The following is a 20,500-nucleotide window of genomic DNA, read 5'->3' as shown; positions in this document are numbered from 1 at the left end:
GGGCCGTGCCGCCGCGGCAGCCGCTCTGCTGCTGGCCGTGACCGCCTGCTCCAGCGGGACGCAGGAGAGCGCCCCGCCCGCCGCGCCCGCCGTCTCCGCATCCGCAGGGCAGCAGTCGACGGCCTCTCCCTCGTCGTCCACCTCCGGAAGGAGCACATCCATGACCATCCGGGTCACTCTCGACGGCCGCCCCGCCGAGGCCACCTTGAACGGCAGTCCTGCCGCCAGCGACTTCGCCGCGTTGCTCCCGCTCACCCTGCAACTGGAGGACTTCCACAGCACGGAACGGGTCGCCGATCTGCCGCGCAAGCTGGACACCTCCGGTGCTCCCGAGCCGGTCGCGGCCAAGGCCGGCGACATCGCCTACTACGCTCCCTGGGGCAACCTGGCCCTCTTCTACCAGGACGGCCCTGCCCCCTCCGCCGACCTGCTCATCCTCGGCCACCTCGATGCCAGCGCCGACCAGCTCGGCCGCGCGAAGCGCATCACCATCGAACCCGCCTCCTGACCCGGGCGTCCCGGTACCTCGACAGAAGGAGGTGGACCTGTATGGCCTCCGCCGTCGGCACCCGCGAGGCGTACTGGTCACCTACACCTACCTCACCCCGCTGCTGACCGACCGCGCCGGCGTCCCGGCGCAGCCGTGCCGCTGGTCCTGATCGTCTTCGGGGTCGGTGCGCTGGGCGGCACAGCGATCGGCGGCCGGCTCGGCGACCGCCGCCCGATGGCCATCACCCTCACCGCCGCCGTGACCGCCCTGGTCCGGCTCGCGCTGACCCCGCTGCCGACGGGGCCCGTAGCCACCGTCGCCCTGGTCTTCCTCAGGCCCTGGCAGGGTTCGGCGTCACCCCCGCGGTCACCGCCCGCCGTCCGCTTCTCCGGCGACGCCCTCCCCCTCGCCTCGGCACCGATCACGTCCGTCCGCCCACCACACCGGCATCGCCGCCGGCTCCGCGCTCGCCGGAACCGCGCTCAACACCTCCCTGGGCCTGACCGGCCCGGCCCTGGTCGGCACGATCTGCGCCCCGGGCCGAGAGCGGGTCTCGGCGTCCCCCAGTCGCTGACACAACGGTCGGCGACCAGCCCACCTCCACCTCGCAAAAAGGAGCAGATCGCCATGAACACCACCTACGACTTCACCGGCCAGGTCGCCTTCGTCACCGGCGCCTCCTCCGGCATGGGCCTCGCCGCCGCCCGCGCCTTCGCCCGGGCAGGCGCCGCCGTCGGCCTCGCCGACATCAACGAGGACGCCGTCACCAGCGCCGCGCAGGAACTCACCGCCGCTGGCCATCAAGTGCTCGCCCTGGTCTGCGACGTCACCGACGAGGAACAGGTCGCCGCCGCCGTCGACCGCACTGTCGAAGCCTTCGGACGGCTCGACATGGCCTACAACAACGCCGGCATCATGCCCCCGCCCACCGACGCCGCCGATGAGAGCGCCGAGCAGTTCGACCGCGTCCAGAACATCAACCTGCGCGGCATCTGGGCAGCCATGAAGCACGAACTGCGCCACATGCGCGACCAGAGCAGCGGCGCCATAGTCAACTGCTCCAGCCTCGGCGGCCTCGTCGGCAACCCCGGTCGCGCCGCCTACCACGCCACCAAGCACGGAGTGATCGGCCTGACCAAGAGCGCCGCCCTCGAATACGGCTCCCGCGGCGTGCGCGTCAACGCGGTCTGCCCCGGCACGATCAGCACCCCGATGGTCGACGCCATGGTCGAGGGCGGCGAACTCCACCGTTCCCAGGCCGAGGCAGGCCAGGCCATCGACCGGCTCGGCACCGCCGACGAGATCGCCCAGGCCGTCCTGTGGCTGTGCGGCGACGGCGCCAGCTACATCACCGGCATCGCCCTGCCCGTCGACGGCGGCTACACCGCCCGGTGACCTCCATCTTCGGACAGCCCGACACCTGGGGCGCCCGGGACACCGAAACCGTCACCGACACACGCCTCTACGGCACCGCCACCTCCCGCTCCTGGGACCCGCCGGCACCCCAAGCTCACCCACCGCTCCTCCTGCGCCGCGGCCGACGGCGTCCTCCCCATCGTCGAAGGGACGGTGATCCGTCCGGACATCGATCACCTGCCCAGCGGAGCAACACCGAAGCCGGTCTGGCTGTGGTGGTCAGGCACCGACGCCACTGCGGCAGGCGCCGACCGGTTTTGGCAGGCATGCCTGCGACGCTTCGACGCCCCACTGCGGCTCGCCCGGCCGCTGGCGGCCGACCTGCGTCGCCCCTGGGAAAGGCCGACTCCGCCGGACAGGCTCACCCCCGTCCGAGCCCGGCGCGACTTCCGACACATCCGCCCAAAGGCCAGCCGCCCGGCCCCAAGCAGCGAAACCCACCCGCCCTGGCCCCGGACGACCTCCAGGCAGAAAGAACACCCGACCCACCCCCGGCCACGACGTCCACACACCCCGCAAAACACCGGCGGCGACACAACGAACGAAGACGTCAACCACACCGCGACCACGCCGCACAGATAAAAGATCAAGCTAGTACCGATCCAGGCGGTGCGCGTACGGGCTCAACAGAGAGTGCGCGCCTCCTCCGGGGAACCACGCGGCACTGAGATCCCGGTACCGTTCAGGGATCGAGATGCCGTGGACGACGGTGTCATTGGCCGACCAGTAGCCGAGAAGCAGCCGGATGAGCGCTTGGTCGTCCGGGAGCAGGTCGCCGCGTCGCAGCGCGTCGAATGGTTCGTTGTATTCATGGTCCGGTTGCTGCACAGCGGCCCGGCGTCGCAGCTCGGGCTCGAGTTTGCGCACGAGCGACGACCGGTTCAAAACGGTGGCCATCATCCCGCCGCTCGGCGGGAATCGTTGCTGATGGGTGCAGCCCATATGGCGAGCCACTTGGCCGGTGAGGCCGTCGGTCGGCTCCCGCACGGTGAATTCGCTCAGACGCCGTTGCCGGCACAGTCGGGCGACGGCCGTGAGGAGCAGGCGTGTCGCCGCGGCATCCTCGGCCACGAGTTCGTCGACGATCAGCGAGCCCAGCAGGTCGCCGAAAGCCCGGCCCTCCAGCACGGCGTAACCGACGGCAGCAGTACCGGCCTGCAGGACCAGGGTCTGCGACCCAGGGGCCCACGTGGTCTGAGGGATGGGCCGGTTCCAGATGGCGGGGCGTCTATGGGTCCACGGGCGTTGCGCGTGGGCGGTGTTGTACAGGCGGATGATCGACGGAAGGTCTGCCGCGGAGCCGCTGCGAATGCCCGGGACGGGCGTGTCCAGATCGTCTGCCGTCGCCCGTTCCACGTTGCGCACGGGGACGAGGCGACGTTCACCCGTTGCGTCATACCGGCCAGGGCCTGGCGCAAGAGGCGACTCATGTCTCCCTGACGTCGGCACGCGGGCTGTGTCTCCACGCCGCCGATGCCTTCCGCGGCGACGGCCACCGCGCCGAACCGCATGTGGAAGGAGAGGACTTCCAACTCGGCGATCGGTTCGCCGGCAGCGGTACGCAGGCGGCAGTAACGCACTGGCAGACTGCGCACTTCGTGATCCGGGGCTTCGGTGTAGCCGGCCCTTGGTTCATGATCCGACATGCAGGGTCCTCACCTCTTGACCGGACGGCGGTACCGTCACCACTCGCAGACACCAGGGGAGTGTCCTGCACTCCGGGCGTCCCGCTACCTGGCCTTCTGCAACCTCAGATGTTCGGCCGGACTACTTCTCCGGCAACGATCGTGGTGTCCAGGCGCAGGAGGTCCAGGCGCAGGAGTGCGCGATGTCGGAGAGACGGTAGCCGTCGACGACGACAAGGCCGGCGTCGTAGCCGGCGCGGCTGCGTCCCTTTCGGCCGCCCAGGCCGCGTGCATCGGTCGCGACCGACGTGGCGGTCGCGAGTGCATCGGGCGGCGGCATGCCGCCGGCCGCGAGATCGGCGATGGCACGTGGCAGGATGCCGTGCGCCTTGTCAGGGTTGATACCTCGCTCGGTGCCGGGGACGATCGTGAGCCGCGCCGCGCCGGTGCTAGGTGTGCGTGACCGCCAGGCCGCCCCGCGGCTACCGTCCCACGACACCCTTCCTATCGAGAGCCGATGGTTTATTATCGAGTTTCGATAGATGGAGGGAGACGTCATGGGGAAGCTGACCGTGCTCGCGTTGCGTGCCGTGATCGTGGTGCTGCTCACCGGGTCCGCGTTGGTGCAGGCGGTACTGGTGCCGCTGTTCGCCCGCGACCTGGACGGACTGGACAAGGATGTGGCCGCCCTGCCCCGTGTCCCGATCCTGCTCATTCTTGTGCTGGGCATCCTGTGCGCCGAGGTCGTCCTCGTCTGCGTGTGGCAGCTCGTGACGAAGGTTCGCCACGCGACGGTGTTCTCTCCCTCCGCATTCCGGCAGGTGGACATCGTGACCGGTGCCTTCACGGCAGCTGCGCTTTTGGTCTGGGCGCTCGGTGTCGTCCTGGCGCCGGGTGAGGCCGTCGCACCAGGCGTCGTCCTCCTGATCGGCGTCGCCGGCCTGGCCGTGCTCGGAGTCGCACTCGTCGTCCTCGTGCTGCGCACGTTGCTGGCCCAGGCCGTTGCACGCGATGCGGAAGCGGCGCAGATGCAGGCCGAGCTGAACGAGGTGATCTGATGCCGATCGCCGTCGACATCGACGTGATGCTGGCCAGACGCAAGATGTCCGTGGGCGAACTCGCCGAACGTGTCGGGATCACCCCGGCCAACCTGGCAGTCCTCAAAAACGGCCGCGCCAAAGCGGTGCGCTTCGCGACGCTCGCCGCACTCTGCGAAGTCCTCGACTGCCAGCCGGGGGACCTGCTGCGCTGGGAGGCTGCCGACGAGTCAGACGGGCCACCTACCCAGGACGCTCCGGTAGCGACGTGACGGCCGGAGCAAGGGCGCGAGAAGGAACCGCACTGCCTGCGGCACACCTCCATCACGCACGAGTCCGGCTACCCGGAACGGTTCGTGCAGGATCAGGTCGGCCACCGCTGCGCCGCCACGACGGCGCTGTACACGTGGTGCGCCCGCGCCGCCGGCCCCTTGTCCGGGTGCGGCCGGACCGCTGCATCCCGATCGTGGCGACCACACTGGACCAGTTGCAAGGCATCGCCGTACCGGCGACGAGCTGCGTTCGGCCGAGCGTGAAAGTTCCCCAAACTGTTCGCCCTCGAGGCCCGCGCGGCGTTCCTGCCGCTTGGGGTCGAAGACCTGTCGGTGGGGAGGGCGGCGGCCGTAACCCACTTTCGGGTGACGCCTCATCGCGTGCTGGGGTGACGTGTTGTAGCGGACCGGGGCCATGGCTCAGCACGGGCCACGCCCCAGAGGTCGATCGTGGTCCCGGGCCTTGGGACGAGGCCTGAAGGCCCGCCGATCGCCCCCGCCGTGATCCGGGTGGCGGCTCGGTTCCGCGGATGCGGCAGCGGTCGTTCCCGCTCGGCAGCATGCATACCATTGCATGAACGGCATCCAGGCCAGGCTTCCAGGTCGCCCACCAGCGGAGATGTCGCCGAGTCGCCTGGTTCCGCGAGGACGCGGAGCAGTCGGGTGCTGGGGAGGCACAGAGAAAACAGGGGGTGTGGCATGCAGCGGCGGGCGCTGTTGGGCCGCGATACGGAGCGTCGCTTGCTGGCTGCCCTGGTAGAGCAGGGGGCCGCCGGTTCGGGCGGCGCGACGGTCATCACCGGCGCGCCGGGGATCGGCAAGTCGGCGCTGGTCGCGGAGGCCGCGGGCGCGGCAGCACGCGGCGGGACCCGGGTGATCACCGCTGTGGGGGTCCAGTCGGAGGAAAACCTGCCTTGTGCCGGCCTGCACCAGCTGGTTCACCAACTGCGGAACGGGATCGACGACTTGCCGGGACGTCAGCGCACGGCGCTGCTCGCGGCCGTCGGGCTCGTCGACGAGGCCGTACCCGATCTGTACCTCGTCGGCTTGGCCGCGCTGACCCTGCTGACGGACGCGGCGGCGAAGGCGCCGCTGCTGGTGGTCGTCGAGGACGCCCACTGGATGGACCGTGCCAGCCTCGATGTGCTCGGGTTCGTGGCGCGGCGGATCGAGTCCGACCCCGTCGTTCTGGTCGCCGTCACCCGGCGACTCGACGACCGCCTCAGCAGTGCCGGCCTGCCTGTGCTGCACCTGGGCCCGCTGACGGACGAGGTGTCGGGCGAGGTGCTGGACGCCGTGGCCCCCGGACTGGTGCCGCAGGTCAGACGGCGGCTGTTGGAGGAGGCCGCCGGGAACCCGCTGGCGCTGACCGAGCTGCCGGTCGCGTTGCAGTCGGTCGGCGGGGCGTACGCGCTCAACCCGGGTCCGCTGCCCCTGACCGCACGGCTGGAGCGGACGTTCACGGCACGGGTCTCCCGCCTGCCGGCCGACACCCGTGCGGTCCTGCTCCTCTCGGCCCTCAACGGTGACGGGACGATGGACGAATGCCTGACCGCGGCGACCCGGATGCTCGGGACGGCGGTCGACGTCGGTGCTTTCGAGGCAGCGATCGAAGCGGGCCTGGTGGAGGCCCAAGGGCCGGCCTTCAGGCACCCCCTCATCCGCTCGGCGATGCACCACGCCGCCACCGCTGCGGAACGCCAGGCCGCGCACGCCGCGCTGGCCGCCGCGCTCCAGGGGCAGCCCGATCGGCAGGCATGGCACCGTGCGGCCGCCACCGCCGGTCTCGACGAACGAGTGGCAGGGGATCTGGACTCCACTGCCGGCAGAGCCCTGCGACGAGGCGGTGTCGCCGCAGCCCTCGCCGCGTTGAGGCGGGCGGCGGAGCTGACGAGGGACCCGTCCGCGCGGGCGGACCGGCTGCTCCGGGCGGCGGAGCTCGCACTGGAGTCGGGCCGAGGAGACGTCGCGACGCATCTGCTGACACAGGCGCGCTCTCTGGACCTTTCGGTCCGGGACCAGGGCCGCGCCGCCTGGGTCAGCATCGCTCTGGCCGAGGGGACGCGGGGCGAGGGCGCCGCGACCGCCGAGCTGGCCGAGCTGGCGGTCGAGATCGCCGCCGGTGGCGAGTCGACACTCGGGCTGCGCATGCTGTGGAGCGCGGTCCTGCAGTGCTTCTGGGGCGAGCCGGGCCCGGCCGCCCGCGAGCAGGTAGCCGCCGCTGCCGTCCGGATGCCGGTGCCTGCCGGCAACGCCGACCTGGTCGCTCTGCGGGCGTACTCGGCGCCTGTCGAGCGTGCGGAAGGGGTCATGGAGGGACTGGCGGGTCAGCTGGAGCGCTCGTCGGAGGACGCGGAGGGGGACCAGCTCTTGGGAGCCGCCGCCGTGACGGTGGGCGCTCCCGCCCTGGCGAGCCGGTTGACGGCGAGGTCGCTGGACGCCCTGCGAGCGCAGGGCAGGCTGTCGATGCTGGCCCGCGCCCTCTGCGTCCAGGCGGGGAGCGCCGCACGGCTGGGTGACGTGCGCGCTGGTTCCCTCGCCGCGGAGGAGGCCGCGTCGCTTGCCCGCGAGACCGGTCAGCCTCTTGTGCACGCGATGGTGAATGCCATCCGCGCGCAGTTGGCCGCCGTCAGCGGCGACCCGGCGGCAGAGGCATGGGCAGCCGAAGCCGAACGCGAGGCCCTTCCCAGTGGAGGGCGCCCGGTGCTGGCCATCATGCAGATGGCCCGCGGGCAGGCGGCACTGTGCCAGGGCCGCTACGGCGACGCGTTCGGCCACCTGCACCGCGTCTTCGACCCGGCCGACCCCGCCTTCCACTCCTGGCTGCGGTTCTACGCGGTTGCGGAGCTGGTCGAGGCGGGGGTGCGCAGCGAATCCGCAGGGGTGGCACGCGGCATCGTGCGGGAGCTGACCCCGCTCGGGGAATCGACGTCTTCGCCCGCTCTGCTCTGCGGGTTGCGACTGGGCCGGGCCCTGCTGAGTCCGCAGGATGCCGCCGAGCCGCTGTACAGGGAGGCCCTCGACGCCGTCCCCACGGACTGGCCGTTCGAGGGGGCGCGGGTGCGCCTCGCCCTGGGCGAGTGGCTGCGGCGTCACCGGCGGCCCGCGGAGTCCCGCGTCGCCCTGCAGGCCGCACGCGAGATCTTCGACGCCCTCGGCGCGTCGCCGTGGGCTGAGCGGGCACGGCAGGAGCTGCGCGCCGCAGGCGCGTCGTCCCCGCGCCAGGATCCCGCCGCGGTCGACCGGCTGACCTCGACCGAGCTGCATGTCGCCCAGCTCGCCGCGCAGGGTCTGACGAACCGGGAGATCGGCGAGCGGTTGTACGTCTCGCCCCGGACGGTGAGCACCCATCTCCAGCGGATGTTCCCCAAACTGGGGGTCACGTCGCGCGGCGAACTCGCCGCGGTGCTCGGCGGCACGACGACGTACCCCGAAGGCGCCGTGCGATGACGTACGCGGAAGACGCAGCGCCATGACGTACGTCGAAGCCGTAGTTCGACGGACGCGGTCCGACCTCCTTGGTTCCTACGTTTGTGCCATGCCCGGTACGCACACGGCGGACGGGCGGGAAGGCACACCATGGGAACCATCACCGTCGGCACCGAGGGCTCGACCGGCATCGATCTCTACTACGAGGACCACGGGTCGGGGCAGCCGGTCGTCCTGATCCACGGGTACCCGCTGGACGGGCAGTCGTGGGAGAAGCAGACCGATGCGCTGGTCAAGGCCGGCTACCGCGTCATCACATACGACCGCCGTGGCTTCGGCCGGTCGAGCAAGACCATGACGGGCTACGACTACGACACCTTCGCCGCCGACCTGGACACCGTACTGACACAGCTGGACCTGCGTGACGTGGTGCTCGTCGGGTTCTCGATGGGCTCGGGCGAGGTCGCCCGCTACCTCGGCGTCCACGGCTCTGAGAGGGTGGCGAAGGCGGCGTTCCTCGGTTCGCTCCAGCCGTTCCTGTTGCAGGCGCCGGACAACCCCACCGGTGTGCCGCAGAGCGTCTTCGACGGCATCGCGGAGCAGGCGCAGGCCGACCGCTACGCCTGGTACGAGAGCTTCTTCATCGACTTCTTCAACACCGACGAGACGCTCGGGTCGCGGCTCAGCGAGGCCGCGCTGCGGGCGAACTGGGCCACCGCCACCGACTCGGCGCCCGTGGCTGCGTACGCGTGCGTCCCGGCGTGGCTGACGGACTTCCGGGCCGACGTGGAGCGCATCGACGTGCCGTCGTTGATCCTGCACGGGACCGCCGACCGCATCCTGCCGATCGACGCCACGGCCCGCGAATTCCGCCGCCGCCTGCCCGACGCGCGGTACGTCGAGATCGAGGGCGCTCCGCACGGGCTGCTGCTCACCCACGCGGCCGAGGTCAACGCCGCCCTGCTCGACTTCCTCGCCGCCTGAGAGCCTGCGCCTGTCACGAAAGGACCGCACTGCTGTGCCGGTTGTCAACAACCCTCTGCCCGAGCGCGACCGCGAGACCGCGGGTGCGGCGCTGCAGGCGACCCTGGCCGACCTTCTCGATCTGTCCCTGGTGGCCAAGCAGGCCCACTGGAATGTGTACGGTCCGCGCTTCCGCTCGGTTCACGCCCAGCTCGACGAGGCCGCCACCGTCGCCCGGAAACACGCCGACACGGTGGCCGAGCGCGCGGCCGCCCTGGGCGTCAGTCCGGACGGACGGGCCCAGACCATTGCGGCAGTCAGTGGCGTGCCCGCCTTTGCGCCGGGCTGGACCAAGGACAGCGACGCCGTCGAGGCTTTGGCGCACGCGCTCTGTGCCGTGACCGAACGGCTCCGTGAGCGCATCGTCGCGATGGGCCCGGTGGATGTCGTCACCGAGGATCTCCTCGTCGGACTGACGGCCGATCTCGAGAAGCAGAGCTGGATGTTCCAGGCGGAGAACCGTGCCTGACCAGGGGGCCGGAACCTCACAGTTGTCGTCCGAAGTGGAGAAGAGCATGGGTGTCGAGGGAACGAGCACAGACCGATTCGGGCCGGTACGAGCGGTGCTGGGGGAGAACCTCGAAGCCGGCGAGGAGTTGGGGGCGTCGATCGCCGTCGATGTGGACGGGGTCATGGAGGTCGATCTATGGGGTGGCCACGCGGACGAAGCACGGACCGTTCCGTGGCACCGGGACACGTTGGTGAGTATGTGGTCGACCACGAAAACCCTCACCAATCTCGCGGCTCTCATCCTCGTCGACCGGGGGGCGCTGGATCTGCACCGCCCGGTGGCGCACTACTGGCCCGAGTTCGCCGCCCGGGGGAAGGAGCACATCGAGGTGCGTCACGTCCTGGCTCACACCTCGGGACTCTCCGGTTGGGAGCAGCCCTTCTGCATGGAGGATCTCTATGATCGGCCTACCGCGAGTGCCAGGCTGGCCGCGCAGGCACCCTGGTGGGAGCCGGGCTCCGCTTCGGGCTACCACGTGCAGACCCAAGGGCAACTGGTGGGTGAGCTTGTCCGGAGGGTCAGTGGCCGCACCCTGACGGAGTTCGTCGCCACCGAGATCGCCGAACCGACGCGAGCTGATGTCCGGATCGGCGCGCGACGGGCCGACTGGCCGCGTATCGCCGATCTGGTGGCACCCTCTCAGCTGGGCGGTATACCCACGGGTCTTGATCCCGAGGGGATCTTCACCAGGACCCTGCTCGGAAGCCCCGCACGTGACGAGCACGTCGACACTCCGCAGTGGCGCTCCGCAGAGCTCGGAGCCGTCAACGGACACGGCAATGCACGTGGCCTGGCCCGAGCGCTTTCCGTCATCTCGCGGCGCGGCCAGGTCAACGGCCGCCGTCTTCTCTCCGAGGAGACCGTGGACAAGGTGTTCGACGTCCAGGCCGACGGAGTCGACCTGTTCCTGGGCGTTCCCGTCCGCTGGGGCATGGGCTACGCACTCGCCGATCCGCGAACGATGCCGCACATGCCCACCGGGAGGATCTGCTTCTGGGTCGGTCGAGGCGGTTCGATCGTCATGATGGACCTCGACCGGCGTGTCACGTTCTCGTACACGATGAACCGGGTGGGCGACGGGATCCTCGGCTCGGAGCGTACGCACACCTACCTCAGGCATGTCTACGAAGTCCTGGAGCATACCGGCTGAGGGGTAGCCGTAGGCTCCGCGCGCGGCGTTGTGACACGCCGACGAACGTGCCGTCAACCGTCTCAAGACCTTTCGCGCCGTCGCCACACGCTCCGAGAAACGCTCTCCATACACCTCGACACCGTCGCACTCGCAGCACTCCCGGTCCGGTGCCGTACATGGACCATGTTCCGGGAGGACGTTGTCCAGGAACGCGAGTGAGCGGCCGTCATCCGGCTGGAGGGCTCGCTCCGTCATCCCGGTTGCGGCTTCCGCACCCACGGTGCGACGCGCGTTCGTCACGAAGAGTGAGGGCTACAGCACCGCTTCGGCCCTGGGGTCGCTGGCCTCCGGCTGCAGCCCGGCAGCCGCTCTCCGGACCGCTGTCGACAGCCGCCCCTCCCCAGCGATCCGATCCGCGCTGCTCACGTGGCGCAGACGGACGCACGTCAACCAGGTACCGGAGAAGCGAGCCGGGCCCCCGGATTCACGACGTACCCAGCTACATCGCCTTTCGGTCCGTCGAGAACCATCCATCGAACAAAAGGGATTCACACATGCGCAACACCCACCTCGTCCGTCCGGGCAGCAGATGCGCGCGGCTCAGCGTCACCGCGGCCGTCGGACTGGCCGTCGCCGCTGTCACCCTGCCCACCGCGGCCGACGCTACGCCCCACCTTCCCGTACGTCCGACGATCGTGCTGGAACACGGAGCGTTCGCCGACGCCGCGAGCTGGGACGGTGTCGTCGCCCGGCTGCAGCGTGCGGGCTACCCGGTGGTGTCCGCCGCCAACCCGCTGCGTGGTCCGGCGACCGACGCCGCTTACCTGCGCAGCGTCCTCGACCACGTCGACGGGCCCGTGGTCCTGGTCGGTCACTCCTACGGCGGCACCGTCATCAGCCAGGCCGCCGCGGGCCTCGAGGGCAAAGTGAAGGCACTGGTCTACATCGCGGCGTTCCTGCCGGACGGGGGCGAGAGCTCGATCGGACTGACGGACAAGTTCCCTGGCAGCACCCTCGGGCAAGCCGTCGAGTCCGTCAACTACGTCCTGCCCGACGGTGATCAGGGCGTGGACGTGTACATCAAGCTGGAGAAGTTCCGCAGCCAGTTCGCCGCAGACGTGCCGAAGGACAAGGCCAGGCTCATGGCTGCGGGGCAGCGTCCGATCGCTGCCGCCGCTCTGGAGGAGAAGTCCACCCAGGCCGCCTGGAAGACGATCCCCTCCTGGTCGCTGGTGACCACGGAGGACCGCAACATCCCAGTGGCTGCCCAGCGCTTCATGTCAGCCCGCGCCCATGCCCACACGACGATCATCAACGCGTCACACGCGGTATCCGTGTCCCACCCCGAGGCCGTCGCCCGCATCGTCGACCAGGCGGCCCGCACCGTCCGATGACCGAGGGCCCCGGCCTGTCGCTCATCGCACATCACGCACAGCGGGTCTGACGCAGGGGCGGGTGACAGGTCAGGACGTCACCCGATCGTGCGGCAGACCGTACCGGAGGCTGTTCGGCAGCTTGAGATGTTGCTTGCCGACCGTCATCCGACGTGACAGGGCACGCATGGTGCCAGGTGCCTGGTTCTACTGTGGCAACGACAGGAAGGAATAGTCCAGGCCGATGGCCCTGCGGACCTCGGTGGTACGGACATGGGTATGCGCCGCTGAAGGTCACGCTGCGGCAGGTGATGTACCGCGTGCTGCCGAGGGCGTGCCACCGCACACGCCGCCGATGTACCGCGCGCTGTCCGCGCAGCTGGCTCAGGCGGCCGGCGCGCGGGTCACTTCCCCGACCTGATCGACACCGTCCGCGAAGTTCACGTCTCGCCAGCCTGGCCGAGCGCGGACGCGCCTTCGTGCGCGAGGTGCCCGACCGGTTTCGCCTCGACCGCGCCGAGGGCAGGAGCAGGCCGTGTACGTTGCCGTCGGGCATGCGCGAAGGTCCCCGGACCGTACAGTCCGGTGCTTCCCCTCGCGTGTGCCCGTCGGGTTCCGAGTCCGCGGAGCGGGTTTTTGGCAGGGGCATTAGCCCGGGATGACGCCTTGGTTGATGTCGAATCCCCGGAGCTGGCCAGCCTCTGTGGAGTCGTGGCCGTATTTGATCGGCGCCTGCAGCACGTACCTGGTGCCCCCGGCGGATGACCCGTCCGGGTTCCTTTCCTGGGGCGGTGGCGGGAACACGATGTGGTTGGCGATCCACTTCCCCGGCTCAAGGGTCTCGTGGGAGAACGGGCCCTCGACTTCACCTGAGCGTTCGAAGGTGAGGGCCATCGACTGGGTCCACGTCTCGACGAGCCCGTCAGGGGTGAGTTGGAGGAGGCTGTCCGGGGAGGAATCGATGTCCGGAAGCCGCAGGGTCACTCTCCCGAACAGCGGGTGTACCGCGTCCATCGCGAAGTTGAGGGTCCGCAGGCGAACGAAGTCGGCGTCACCGACTTCGGCCCTCACGACCCGGGAACCGATGAAGTTCAGTGCCGGCAGCGGCGGTGGGAGATTCACGACCAGTGTTGCCCCGAAGCCGACGCAACTGAGGGTGAACTGCTGGCCGATCGTCGGCAACACCGGCGGGGCCTGACCAGATGGCTGCGCGGCAGCGGCTGCGCGGGTGGTTGCTGCACCCGTCGCGAGCAGCCCCATGCCAGCAGCCGCCACAGCGTGACTGAGCAGACGACGGCGACTGAGGGAGGATGTCATGCCGACGATCATCAACCCCACCACCTCCCGCGCGGCCGGTTCCGGCCGCGATGTCCCTCCCAGGAGTGACGCAATGCAGCTGATCGTGCACCTGCCCGGCGAGCAGGGATGCGGGAACACACCTGCGCGGAGACGCCCCGGGACGCAGATCATCCACACGTCGTTGCCGCCCTCGTAGGCGGGACCGTCCTGCGATGTCCGCGGCGGGCGGAAGCGCACGACAGGGCCAGGTACGGCGTCTAAAGCGGTACCGGCCCAGTGTGCCTCACGTGGTGGTCCAGGTGTGACGCACAGCCGCCCCCAGAGGTGGCGACCAGAAGTTTCACCCTCCGAGAAGCCGTGAACCCCGGAACCGGGGGAGGTCCGGGGCTCACTCGGGTATCCGCGGGGTTCGGATGTTCATGCAAGCGTGTTCTGTTCAACGCTGCTCGGCCGTAAGTGATTACGCCCTGAACGTCGACGCCCGGCTGTCTTGTGCGGCGGATCTGTGGTCTCGTCGATCAGCGGCACCTCGGACACGTAGACGTCCGTGCGGATGCGGAGCGGGCGGGCGGGGGGTGGTGGGACGTCCTGCCGCGTTCCACACCGATGACCTGCAGGCCGATGTAATGACGCGCCACCGAAGAGAGGGCCGGCAGGAGGAAACCCCGTCATTGGTCTGAATCGGCCCGCCCGGCAGCGGCCGTCAGCCGTCGGGCTCGTCCGCTGCCGGTCCACCGCCGCTGCGCCGAGCCCACATCCGGCAGATTCCGTCAACGCGAGCACCTCTGCTGTCGGACCTCCGCTCATGATCCGTAGAAGCTCCACGCCGATGGGAGTGCATCGCCGCGACGGTCTACGGCAATTCCTGCAACGGCCAGACCTCGACCACACCCTGTGCAACCGCGCATGGGGTATTCGACACGAGTTGGACGGCCTCCGCGATGGTTGCGGCTTCGATGATCCCGAACCCGGCCACCGGGAGGGCCGAGGACATGAAGGAGCCGCGCTCCACCGTCATGCCGGCGCCATCGTGGTTGCGTACCTGTACAGGTGAGCCGGCGATACCGAGAACGGCCCCGGCCTCGAGCAGGCGGGCGTCATGCGCATGTGCCTCATCCCGTAGCGCCGCATCGGTGCGGTCGTAGCCGTCCTGGTCCCCGTATCCGATGGTCACGAATTTCGCCACAACAGAACCTTCCTCTCGTTCGTACGGAATGCTCACCGGTACCGACCCTCGATCATGTCCAAACTCATCGGTTGCGTCACCCAGCGTTCGGAGATCTCCGCTCCCCGGGCGTTCCCGCGCGTCAGGCCGGCTGTCGGCTGTGCTCGGGAAGGCCGCAGTCGGCTGCGGGTCGGCGCGCCTTCCTGGGCCCCGAAGCCACCGGTGAAAGACGACTCGCGAAGCAGCGGACACAGGCATTGGCGTATGCCTCGCGCCGCTCGGCAGTCCAGGCGGAGGTGCCGGAATCCGACGCCTCGGCGAGCGGGTCCAAGTGGTCGACGTCCAGCGAAGACGCGGACCTCACCCACACGTGGTCGTACGCCGAAAACCAACGCCGGCTCGACAGCGCACACTGCGCACCGATTTCGGGGACAGTTTCGCCTCGGACAGGGGGTCCCCGTTGGCGGGGCACAGTGCTGTCCCCAGACGACTGGAGGAACCCTCGTGCTCATCCTCGTCCGCGCCGTCGGCGGCCGGCCCCGGCCTCAGTGCCCCGGCCCTCGATGCGGGAGGAATACCACAAGAGCTCCTGCGTGAGGGGGAGGACGGGTGCGCGGCGGGCTGGTGCAGACCAATACTCACTCCGAGAGCTTCCCGTGACCGCTTCGGGTCGCACAAGATCACCCGGTGAAGGCTTGTTCATCGCGGTTGACGGGTGGGGGAGGGGTGTTGCCGAAGCGACGGTCGCGGCGGGTGTAGATGTCGATGGCCTGCCACAGATGGGTGCGGTCGGTGTCGGGCCACAGGGTGTCGAGGAAGACGAGTTCGGCGTAGGTCGACTGCCAGGGCAGGAAGTTCGAGGTGCGCTGTTCGCCGCCGGTGCGGATGAGTAGATCCACGTCCGGCAGGTCGGGGTGGTGGAGGTGGGCGGCGAGGTGGCGGGGGGTGATGTCGTCGGGCTGGAGGGTCCCTGAGGCCGCTTGACGTGCGAGTTCACGCGCGGCGCGGGTGATTTCGCTGTGGCCGCCGTAGTTGATGCACATGTTCACGGTCAGGCCGGTGCGGTGGCGCGTGAGGTGTTCGGTCTGGCGCAGTGCGTGCACCAGGTCCGGTGGCAGTCCTTCGGGGAGGCCGGACCAGCGCAGCTGGACGTCGCGTCGCCAGACTTCCTCGGTTTCCATGACGAGGCCGTCCTGGACCAGGCGCAGGATGGCCTGGATTTCAGCGGCGGGGCGTGCCCAGTTCTCCGAGGACAGGGAGTACAGGCTGAGGTGGGGCAGTCCGATTTCGAGGGCGCCGTAGATGATGTCCCGCACCGCGAGCTGGCCGGCTTTGTGGCCGGCGGTGCGCGGCTGGCCTTGCCGGGTGGCCCATCGTCCGTTGCCGTCCATGATGAGCGCCACGTGTTGGGGGACCAGGTGGGCGGGCAGCTGGGGCGGCTGGACACCGCTGGGGTGGGGCACCGGTGGTAGGGGAGGGGGCGTGCGCGCTGTGTCGTGGTCGCCTTCTGCAGGGTGCGGCAGGTGGATCGTGGCAACGGTCTGGGTGTGGCGGTGCCACGCCCTGGCCGTGCGGAGTCGGCCGCGGGCCAGCGTGAGGTGGAAGCGGACTGGGTTGGCCCGGGAGCGGCGCTGCAGCAATGCGTGGGGTTCGCGGTCGATGCGGTCCAGTTCGAGCAGGTGCAGGTCGATGACGGTTTGCAGGGCTGCGGCCATGGGTGGGTGCTGGGCGCCGGCGGTCGCGGCCTGAGCCAGCCACTGGCGGGCCTGGGCGGTCATGGCATGAATCATGTCGGCATACCGGCCGTCCGCCCGGCCGTGGGCGAGGCTCTCAGCGCTGACGTCGTGCTCGTCGAGCACGTCGGCGGGCAGCTTCACGAAGCCCTCCGCGGCGTCTTCCCGTAGGTCGCGCAGCACGTCGATGAGGTTGAGCGCGTCGGTCCACACGCGCAGTGCCTGGGCGTCTTCGGGTGTGAACGCCAAGCCGGGGGTGGTTAGCAGGGCCATCAGGCGCCTCACGCCGAAGGGGAAGGTGAGGGTGCGCCAGTAGGTGTGCCAGTCGTCCCAAGTGGTGAGGGCGCTCTGGCCTTTGGCGTCCTGGCGGTATACGGCGTTGGCTGCCGTTACTCCGTCGCTCGGCAGGTCCCAGGTCCATACGGCGTGCACGAAGGCCGCGCGCAGGGGGTCTTCGCTGTGGCCTGCCCGCAGATCGGCCTCCAGTAGTTCGCTGAATCGGCTGACGCGTTCGACTCGTTCCTGCCGGTCGAGGTGCTGGGTGTCGGAGAGGTCGTCGAGGTACCGGCCGTACCCGTACATGGCCCAGAACAACGGTCGCAGCCGGCCGGGCAGGAGCTTGGTGAGAGCCGCTTCCACGGGGCCCGAGCGGTACATCAGGCGGCGGCAGACTTCGTAGCCGGTGATGACCGTGGTGTCGTGGATACCGGCTTGGCGGTAGACGTACGTGCGGACCGGGTGCAGTAGACGCTGGGCGATCTGGCGGGCGCGGAGCCTGGTGACGCGCCCGCCCAGAAGTTTCTGTCTGATGGTGCGTTGACTGGTCCGGGCGGTGAAGGCAGCCAGGCCGGCGGCGGTCAGTCCTGCCGACCAGCACAGGCCGAGCAACAGGTGCCGCCAGGGGGTGTGGGTGAGGTCGACCGCGGACACGGCGGACTGCATCGCCCCGTAGGCGGGCAGCCACTTCAGCAGCGGACTGTCCGCAGAGGGGTTGGCGACGGGGTTCTGCAGCGTCAGATCGATGAAGCTCAGCATGATGACGGCGAACATCCCCGCCAGCTCACTGCGCAGCAGCGCCGACAGGAGGATCCCGACGCCCCCGTATGTCAGGGCTCCCACCATGAACGCCGAGGCCATGACGTCCAGGCGCTCAGGCCGGTAGAAAAAGCAGACCCATGCCGTGGCATACGAGGCGGTCAGTGCGGCGGTGAGAAGTAGTACGGTGCTGCGAGCCAGCAGCAGGCATGTGCGCGGGTAGCCGGCGAGCACCATGCGGTGGTCGAATTCCGCGGAGCGACTGGCAGCGAGGAACATCATGAACCCGACGATCAGCGCGAGGGAGTGCAGCCCACCGGACAGCTGGCTGACCGTGTTGGCGCCAAGGGCCACGGGCTGATCGGCCGCGCGGAGGAAGAACCGGACCGGGTGGCTGGGCAGGACCTGGTAGGCGAGCGTCAGCCACAGCGGAACGAAGAAGAGCACCAGGACCAGCGCGAGCCGGTTGCGGGCCTGCTCCAGCGCAGCGTGGCGCACCGCTGTCCCCAGACACCGCCCCCACCACCTCATGCGGCATGCCCGGTGACGCTGCGTCGGTCGGCGGTCGGGGCGCTGTCCTGCAACAGGTGCAGGTGGCCGGGGTTGTGCTGGGTCGTTGACACTTTTACTCCACGGATGCGGTGGGGGGCCGGCTCTGGCCCCATGGGGGCGCATGGGTGACAGGGCAGGGTCACTGCGAGAGCGGCGCCTGTCATGCGGTTCGGTTGTGTACGGTCTGGATCAGGTCGCGCAGCGCGAATGTCGCCGTGGCAGGCAGGCGGGCGTGGTTCAGGCGTTCCAGGGCCTGGTGGTGGCGCTCTTGGATGAGATCCTCCACCGCCTGGCGGGCGCCGCACTCCTCCAGCAACCCTTGGACGCGGGCTGCCGTACGGGCGTCCAGATCCGCGGCGCCGACCGTGCGCAGAAGCAGTTTCCGACCGGCCCGGTCCGCCCGCCGTAGGGCGCAGGCGAGCAGGGCGGTGTGTTTGCCTTCGCGGAGGTCGTCCAGGGTGGGCTTGCCCGTACGGCGGGGGTCGCCGAAGGTGCCCAGCAGGTCATCGCGTAGCTGGAACGCCTCACCCAACGGCAAGGCGATGGTGCTGAGCACGTGCAGGAGCGACTGATCCGCGCCGGCGAGCGCGGCGCCGATCTGCAGCGGGCCTTCCACCGTGTACTGGGCGGTCTTGTACCGTGCGATACGCAAGGCGGTGCTCAGGGAGTCGGTGGGGCGGGCTGTGGTCACCAAGTCCAGGTACTGGCCGGTGACGATTTCGCGGCGCATACGGTAGACCACCGGCAGCACGGCCTTGATCTGCTCGGGAGTCAACGGCGTGCTGGTGAGGAGTTCATCGGACCACACCAGCACCAGGTCGCCGGCGAGGATGGCCGCGTTCACGCCCAGCCGGTCGGCGCCGGGATGGCTCGGGTGCTGCGCCGCCAGAGTCCGGTGCAGGGACGGCCGGCCCCGACGTCGCTCGCTGCCGTCCATGACGTCGTCGTGCATGAGCGCGAACGCGTGGAACATCTCCAGGCAGGCAGCCACTCGTAGGACCGGGACCGGCGGCACGGGGCTTGTGCCTCCGGCCGCGTACCAGCCCAGCACGCACATCATGGGCCGGATGCGCTTACCCGGCGCGGAGATGAAGTCACCCACCGCATCAAGCAGCGCTTCGAGACCAGGCACGTCGGCACGGCTGCCGCTGACCTTGTCGGCCACGAACGCCGTCAGCTCCTCCTCGATGCTGCGAACGATCCGGTCCAAGTCCAGCCCGCCTGCGCCGGAGTCCACGGAGCGGGCAGGCCGCAGCATCGCGGGCTTCGAACCGGAGGCGTCGTCACGCACTGCGGTGACCGGAGACTGCGGTCGGCTCATGCGACCCTTCCTGCGCCACTGCTGTGGTCGGCTGCCAGAACACCGTCCTGGAGCCGGTGCAGCACGTCCAGGCGCTCGCGGTCATAGGCGAGGTGGGAGACGATCACGACTGCGCGGCCCCGCTCCCGCAGCCCCTGGGCGATGTTCCAGAACCGCAGGTACGTCTCCCAGTCGAAGCCCTGGTACGGCTCATCCAGGAGCAGTACTTCAGGGTCGTGCATCAAACCCAGGGCCAGGTTCAGCTTCTGCCGCGTCCCGCCGCTGAGCGTGTGCATGCGGCTGCGCGGGCCCTCGTCGAAGCCCAGTTCCTCCAGCAGCTCCCACACGCGCGCACAGCCTTCGAGCCGGTAGGCGGCCTGGAAGGACCGCACGTGCTCAGCGACTGTGAATGCCGGGTGCAACACGGTGTTCTGCGGGCAGTATCCGATCCGCCCCCGGCGCTGGACCGTCCCGCTGTCGCCCGCGGCCTGACCCGCCAAAATGCGCAGCAGTGTGCTCTTGCCGGCACCGTTGGCGCCGACGATGCCCAGCAGACAGCCCCGCTGCACGTTCAGGCTTACCCCGCGCAGTACCAGGCGCCGGCCATAAGCCTTATGGACGTCACGGAGACGCAGAAGGGCGTCTGCAGATGCTCGGGTTGAATTGTTCACACCATGAGCAACGACTGGGCTGCACGATGGTAGCGCGGTAACAAGCCTTCCATGGCGTGCGATCGGCGTCCGGCGTCCGCGGTACCACCCATCAGTTTCGCGAACCCGCTCGCACAGCCCCCAGACACCTCCGACACGCGGGTTCGAGCGTGCGCATGCCCCAGATTCCGTCCGCGTGCTTCCGGACACACTGACGGCAAGACCACTGTGCTGCTCGCCTTTGACGGCGTCGCCCTCGCCGGCCTTGCGTCCGCCACCGACAGAGAGTCACCCGTCGCGGCGAAGGCCTGCCGCGCGCTCGTCGCCCTCGCCCTCGGCGCTGACGCCGTGCTGCCGCCCCTGGTCGTGCGTCCCAGGCTGCGGGGCGACGACCGCAGCTCGTTCCCGCTACTGGGCGCGCCTCACCGAACCTCGGCTTGCCGTTTCGACGTCCGAGC

16 protein-coding genes and 3 pseudogenes are annotated in these 20,500 nt (G+C 69.7%); 10 read left to right on the top strand and 9 right to left on the bottom strand.

All coding sequences use genetic code 11. The features are described from left to right. Positions 1 to 28: 28 nt before the first annotated feature. From ACGFSH_RS26535 to ACGFSH_RS26525, 3 genes and pseudogenes are all read left to right on the top strand, one after another. Positions 29 to 508: a cyclophilin-like fold protein gene (locus ACGFSH_RS26535; protein WP_393353278.1), complete on the top strand. Its 480-nt coding sequence runs from the start codon at positions 29 to 31 to the stop codon at positions 506 to 508. Between the two features lie 609 nt (positions 509 to 1,117). Beyond that, positions 1,118 to 1,885: an SDR family NAD(P)-dependent oxidoreductase gene (locus ACGFSH_RS26530; RefSeq protein WP_393352940.1), complete on the top strand. Its 768-nt coding sequence runs from the start codon at positions 1,118 to 1,120 to the stop codon at positions 1,883 to 1,885. After that, positions 1,789 to 2,501, top strand: a pseudogene (locus tag ACGFSH_RS26525) (transposase); the annotation flags it as partial. The gene ACGFSH_RS26530 and the pseudogene ACGFSH_RS26525, both read left to right, overlap by 97 nt. Here ACGFSH_RS26525 and ACGFSH_RS26520 read toward each other — a convergent pair. The 3 genes and pseudogenes from ACGFSH_RS26520 to ACGFSH_RS26510 all read right to left on the bottom strand — a co-directional run bounded on the left by ACGFSH_RS26520 (position 2,498) and on the right by ACGFSH_RS26510 (position 4,090). Next, the gene (locus ACGFSH_RS26520; protein WP_393353297.1) at positions 2,498 to 3,271 is read right to left on the bottom strand and encodes a hypothetical protein; all 774 of its coding nucleotides are present in this window, start codon (positions 3,269 to 3,271) and stop codon (positions 2,498 to 2,500) included. The pseudogene ACGFSH_RS26525 and the gene ACGFSH_RS26520 overlap by 4 nt on opposite strands. Positions 3,272 to 3,351: 80 nt before the next feature. Then, a pseudogene (locus ACGFSH_RS26515) lies at positions 3,352 to 3,417 on the bottom strand (hypothetical protein); the annotation flags it as partial. A 256-nt stretch (positions 3,418 to 3,673) separates the two neighbouring features. Next, entirely contained in the window at positions 3,674 to 4,090 is a 417-nt protein-coding gene (locus ACGFSH_RS26510; RefSeq protein WP_393352938.1) for an amidohydrolase family protein, read from the bottom strand. On the opposite strand from ACGFSH_RS26510, the gene ACGFSH_RS26505 reads away from it, so the two are divergent. From ACGFSH_RS26505 to ACGFSH_RS26475, 7 genes are all read left to right on the top strand, one after another. Further along, positions 4,089 to 4,589, top strand: a complete 501-nt coding sequence (locus tag ACGFSH_RS26505; protein WP_393352936.1) for a DUF2975 domain-containing protein — start codon at positions 4,089 to 4,091, stop codon at positions 4,587 to 4,589. The genes ACGFSH_RS26510 and ACGFSH_RS26505 overlap by 2 nt on opposite strands. Continuing rightward, positions 4,589 to 4,840 (top strand): helix-turn-helix domain-containing protein, encoded by a 252-nt coding sequence (locus ACGFSH_RS26500; protein ID WP_393352934.1) that lies wholly within the window; start codon positions 4,589 to 4,591, stop codon positions 4,838 to 4,840. Before ACGFSH_RS26505 ends, ACGFSH_RS26500 begins: the two co-directional genes overlap by 1 nt. A 699-nt stretch (positions 4,841 to 5,539) precedes the next feature. Then, complete coding sequence (locus tag ACGFSH_RS26495; RefSeq protein ID WP_393352932.1) at positions 5,540 to 8,290, top strand: AAA family ATPase; 2,751 nt, start codon at positions 5,540 to 5,542, stop codon at positions 8,288 to 8,290. Between the two features lie 129 nt (positions 8,291 to 8,419). Continuing rightward, entirely contained in the window at positions 8,420 to 9,253 is an 834-nt protein-coding gene (locus tag ACGFSH_RS26490; RefSeq protein WP_393352930.1) for an alpha/beta fold hydrolase, read from the top strand. A gap of 34 nt (positions 9,254 to 9,287) precedes the next feature. Continuing rightward, entirely contained in the window at positions 9,288 to 9,761 is a 474-nt protein-coding gene (locus ACGFSH_RS26485; RefSeq protein ID WP_393352928.1) for a Dps family protein, read from the top strand. 46 nt (positions 9,762 to 9,807) lie between these two features. Then, on the top strand, positions 9,808 to 10,953 hold the full coding sequence (locus ACGFSH_RS26480) for a serine hydrolase domain-containing protein (protein WP_393352926.1): 1,146 nt from the start codon (positions 9,808 to 9,810) through the stop codon (positions 10,951 to 10,953). Positions 10,954 to 11,489: 536 nt separating this feature from the next. Beyond that, positions 11,490 to 12,329 (top strand): alpha/beta fold hydrolase, encoded by an 840-nt coding sequence (locus tag ACGFSH_RS26475; RefSeq protein WP_393352924.1) that lies wholly within the window; start codon positions 11,490 to 11,492, stop codon positions 12,327 to 12,329. Positions 12,330 to 12,956: 627 nt separating this feature from the next. Here ACGFSH_RS26475 and ACGFSH_RS26470 read toward each other — a convergent pair. The 6 genes and pseudogenes from ACGFSH_RS26470 to ACGFSH_RS26445 form a co-directional block, all read right to left on the bottom strand. Beyond that, on the bottom strand, positions 12,957 to 13,637 hold the full coding sequence (locus ACGFSH_RS26470) for a hypothetical protein (RefSeq protein WP_393352922.1): 681 nt from the start codon (positions 13,635 to 13,637) through the stop codon (positions 12,957 to 12,959). A gap of 823 nt (positions 13,638 to 14,460) precedes the next feature. Further along, complete coding sequence (locus ACGFSH_RS26465; protein WP_393352919.1) at positions 14,461 to 14,829, bottom strand: YciI family protein; 369 nt, start codon at positions 14,827 to 14,829, stop codon at positions 14,461 to 14,463. Between the two features lie 199 nt (positions 14,830 to 15,028). Then, positions 15,029 to 15,187, bottom strand: a pseudogene (locus tag ACGFSH_RS26460) (HNH endonuclease); the annotation flags it as partial. A gap of 265 nt (positions 15,188 to 15,452) precedes the next feature. Next, complete coding sequence (gene uppS / locus ACGFSH_RS26455) at positions 15,453 to 18,038, bottom strand: polyprenyl diphosphate synthase (RefSeq protein ID WP_393352917.1); 2,586 nt, start codon at positions 18,036 to 18,038, stop codon at positions 15,453 to 15,455. Between the two features lie 214 nt (positions 18,039 to 18,252). Beyond that, positions 18,253 to 19,413 carry a polyprenyl synthetase family protein gene (locus ACGFSH_RS26450; RefSeq protein WP_393352914.1) on the bottom strand — a complete coding sequence of 387 codons (1,161 nt, stop codon included), beginning with the start codon at positions 19,411 to 19,413 and terminating at the stop codon, positions 18,253 to 18,255. After that, on the bottom strand, positions 19,410 to 20,063 hold the full coding sequence (locus ACGFSH_RS26445) for an ABC transporter ATP-binding protein (protein WP_393352912.1): 654 nt from the start codon (positions 20,061 to 20,063) through the stop codon (positions 19,410 to 19,412). Before ACGFSH_RS26445 ends, ACGFSH_RS26450 begins: the two co-directional genes overlap by 4 nt. Positions 20,064 to 20,500 lie beyond the last annotated feature (437 nt).

The organism is Streptomyces sp. NPDC048481 (genome assembly GCF_043200075.1).
Lineage (GTDB): Bacteria > Actinomycetota > Actinomycetes > Streptomycetales > Streptomycetaceae > Streptomyces.
The sequence above is the reverse complement of the archived record's forward strand: the minus strand, read 5'-3'. Positions and strand labels throughout refer to the sequence as shown.

Bases quoted from the DNA above. Each gene is read 5' to 3' on its own strand.
- ACGFSH_RS26530 (WP_393352940.1), top strand. From the start codon at position 1,118: ATGAACACCACCTACGACTTCACCGGCCAGGTCGCCTTCGTCACCGGC.
- ACGFSH_RS26505 (WP_393352936.1), top strand. From the start codon at position 4,089: ATGGGGAAGCTGACCGTGCTCGCGTTGCGTGCCGTGATCGTGGTGCTG.
- ACGFSH_RS26510 (WP_393352938.1), bottom strand. From the start codon at position 4,090: ATGACGTCTCCCTCCATCTATCGAAACTCGATAATAAACCATCGGCTC.
- ACGFSH_RS26500 (WP_393352934.1), top strand. From the start codon at position 4,589: ATGCCGATCGCCGTCGACATCGACGTGATGCTGGCCAGACGCAAGATG.
- ACGFSH_RS26495 (WP_393352932.1), top strand. From the start codon at position 5,540: ATGCAGCGGCGGGCGCTGTTGGGCCGCGATACGGAGCGTCGCTTGCTG.
- ACGFSH_RS26490 (WP_393352930.1), top strand. From the start codon at position 8,420: ATGGGAACCATCACCGTCGGCACCGAGGGCTCGACCGGCATCGATCTC.
- ACGFSH_RS26480 (WP_393352926.1), top strand. From the start codon at position 9,808: ATGGGTGTCGAGGGAACGAGCACAGACCGATTCGGGCCGGTACGAGCG.
- ACGFSH_RS26475 (WP_393352924.1), top strand. From the start codon at position 11,490: ATGCGCAACACCCACCTCGTCCGTCCGGGCAGCAGATGCGCGCGGCTC.
- ACGFSH_RS26470 (WP_393352922.1), bottom strand. From the start codon at position 13,637: ATGATCGTCGGCATGACATCCTCCCTCAGTCGCCGTCGTCTGCTCAGT.
- ACGFSH_RS26450 (WP_393352914.1), bottom strand. From the start codon at position 19,413: ATGAGCCGACCGCAGTCTCCGGTCACCGCAGTGCGTGACGACGCCTCC.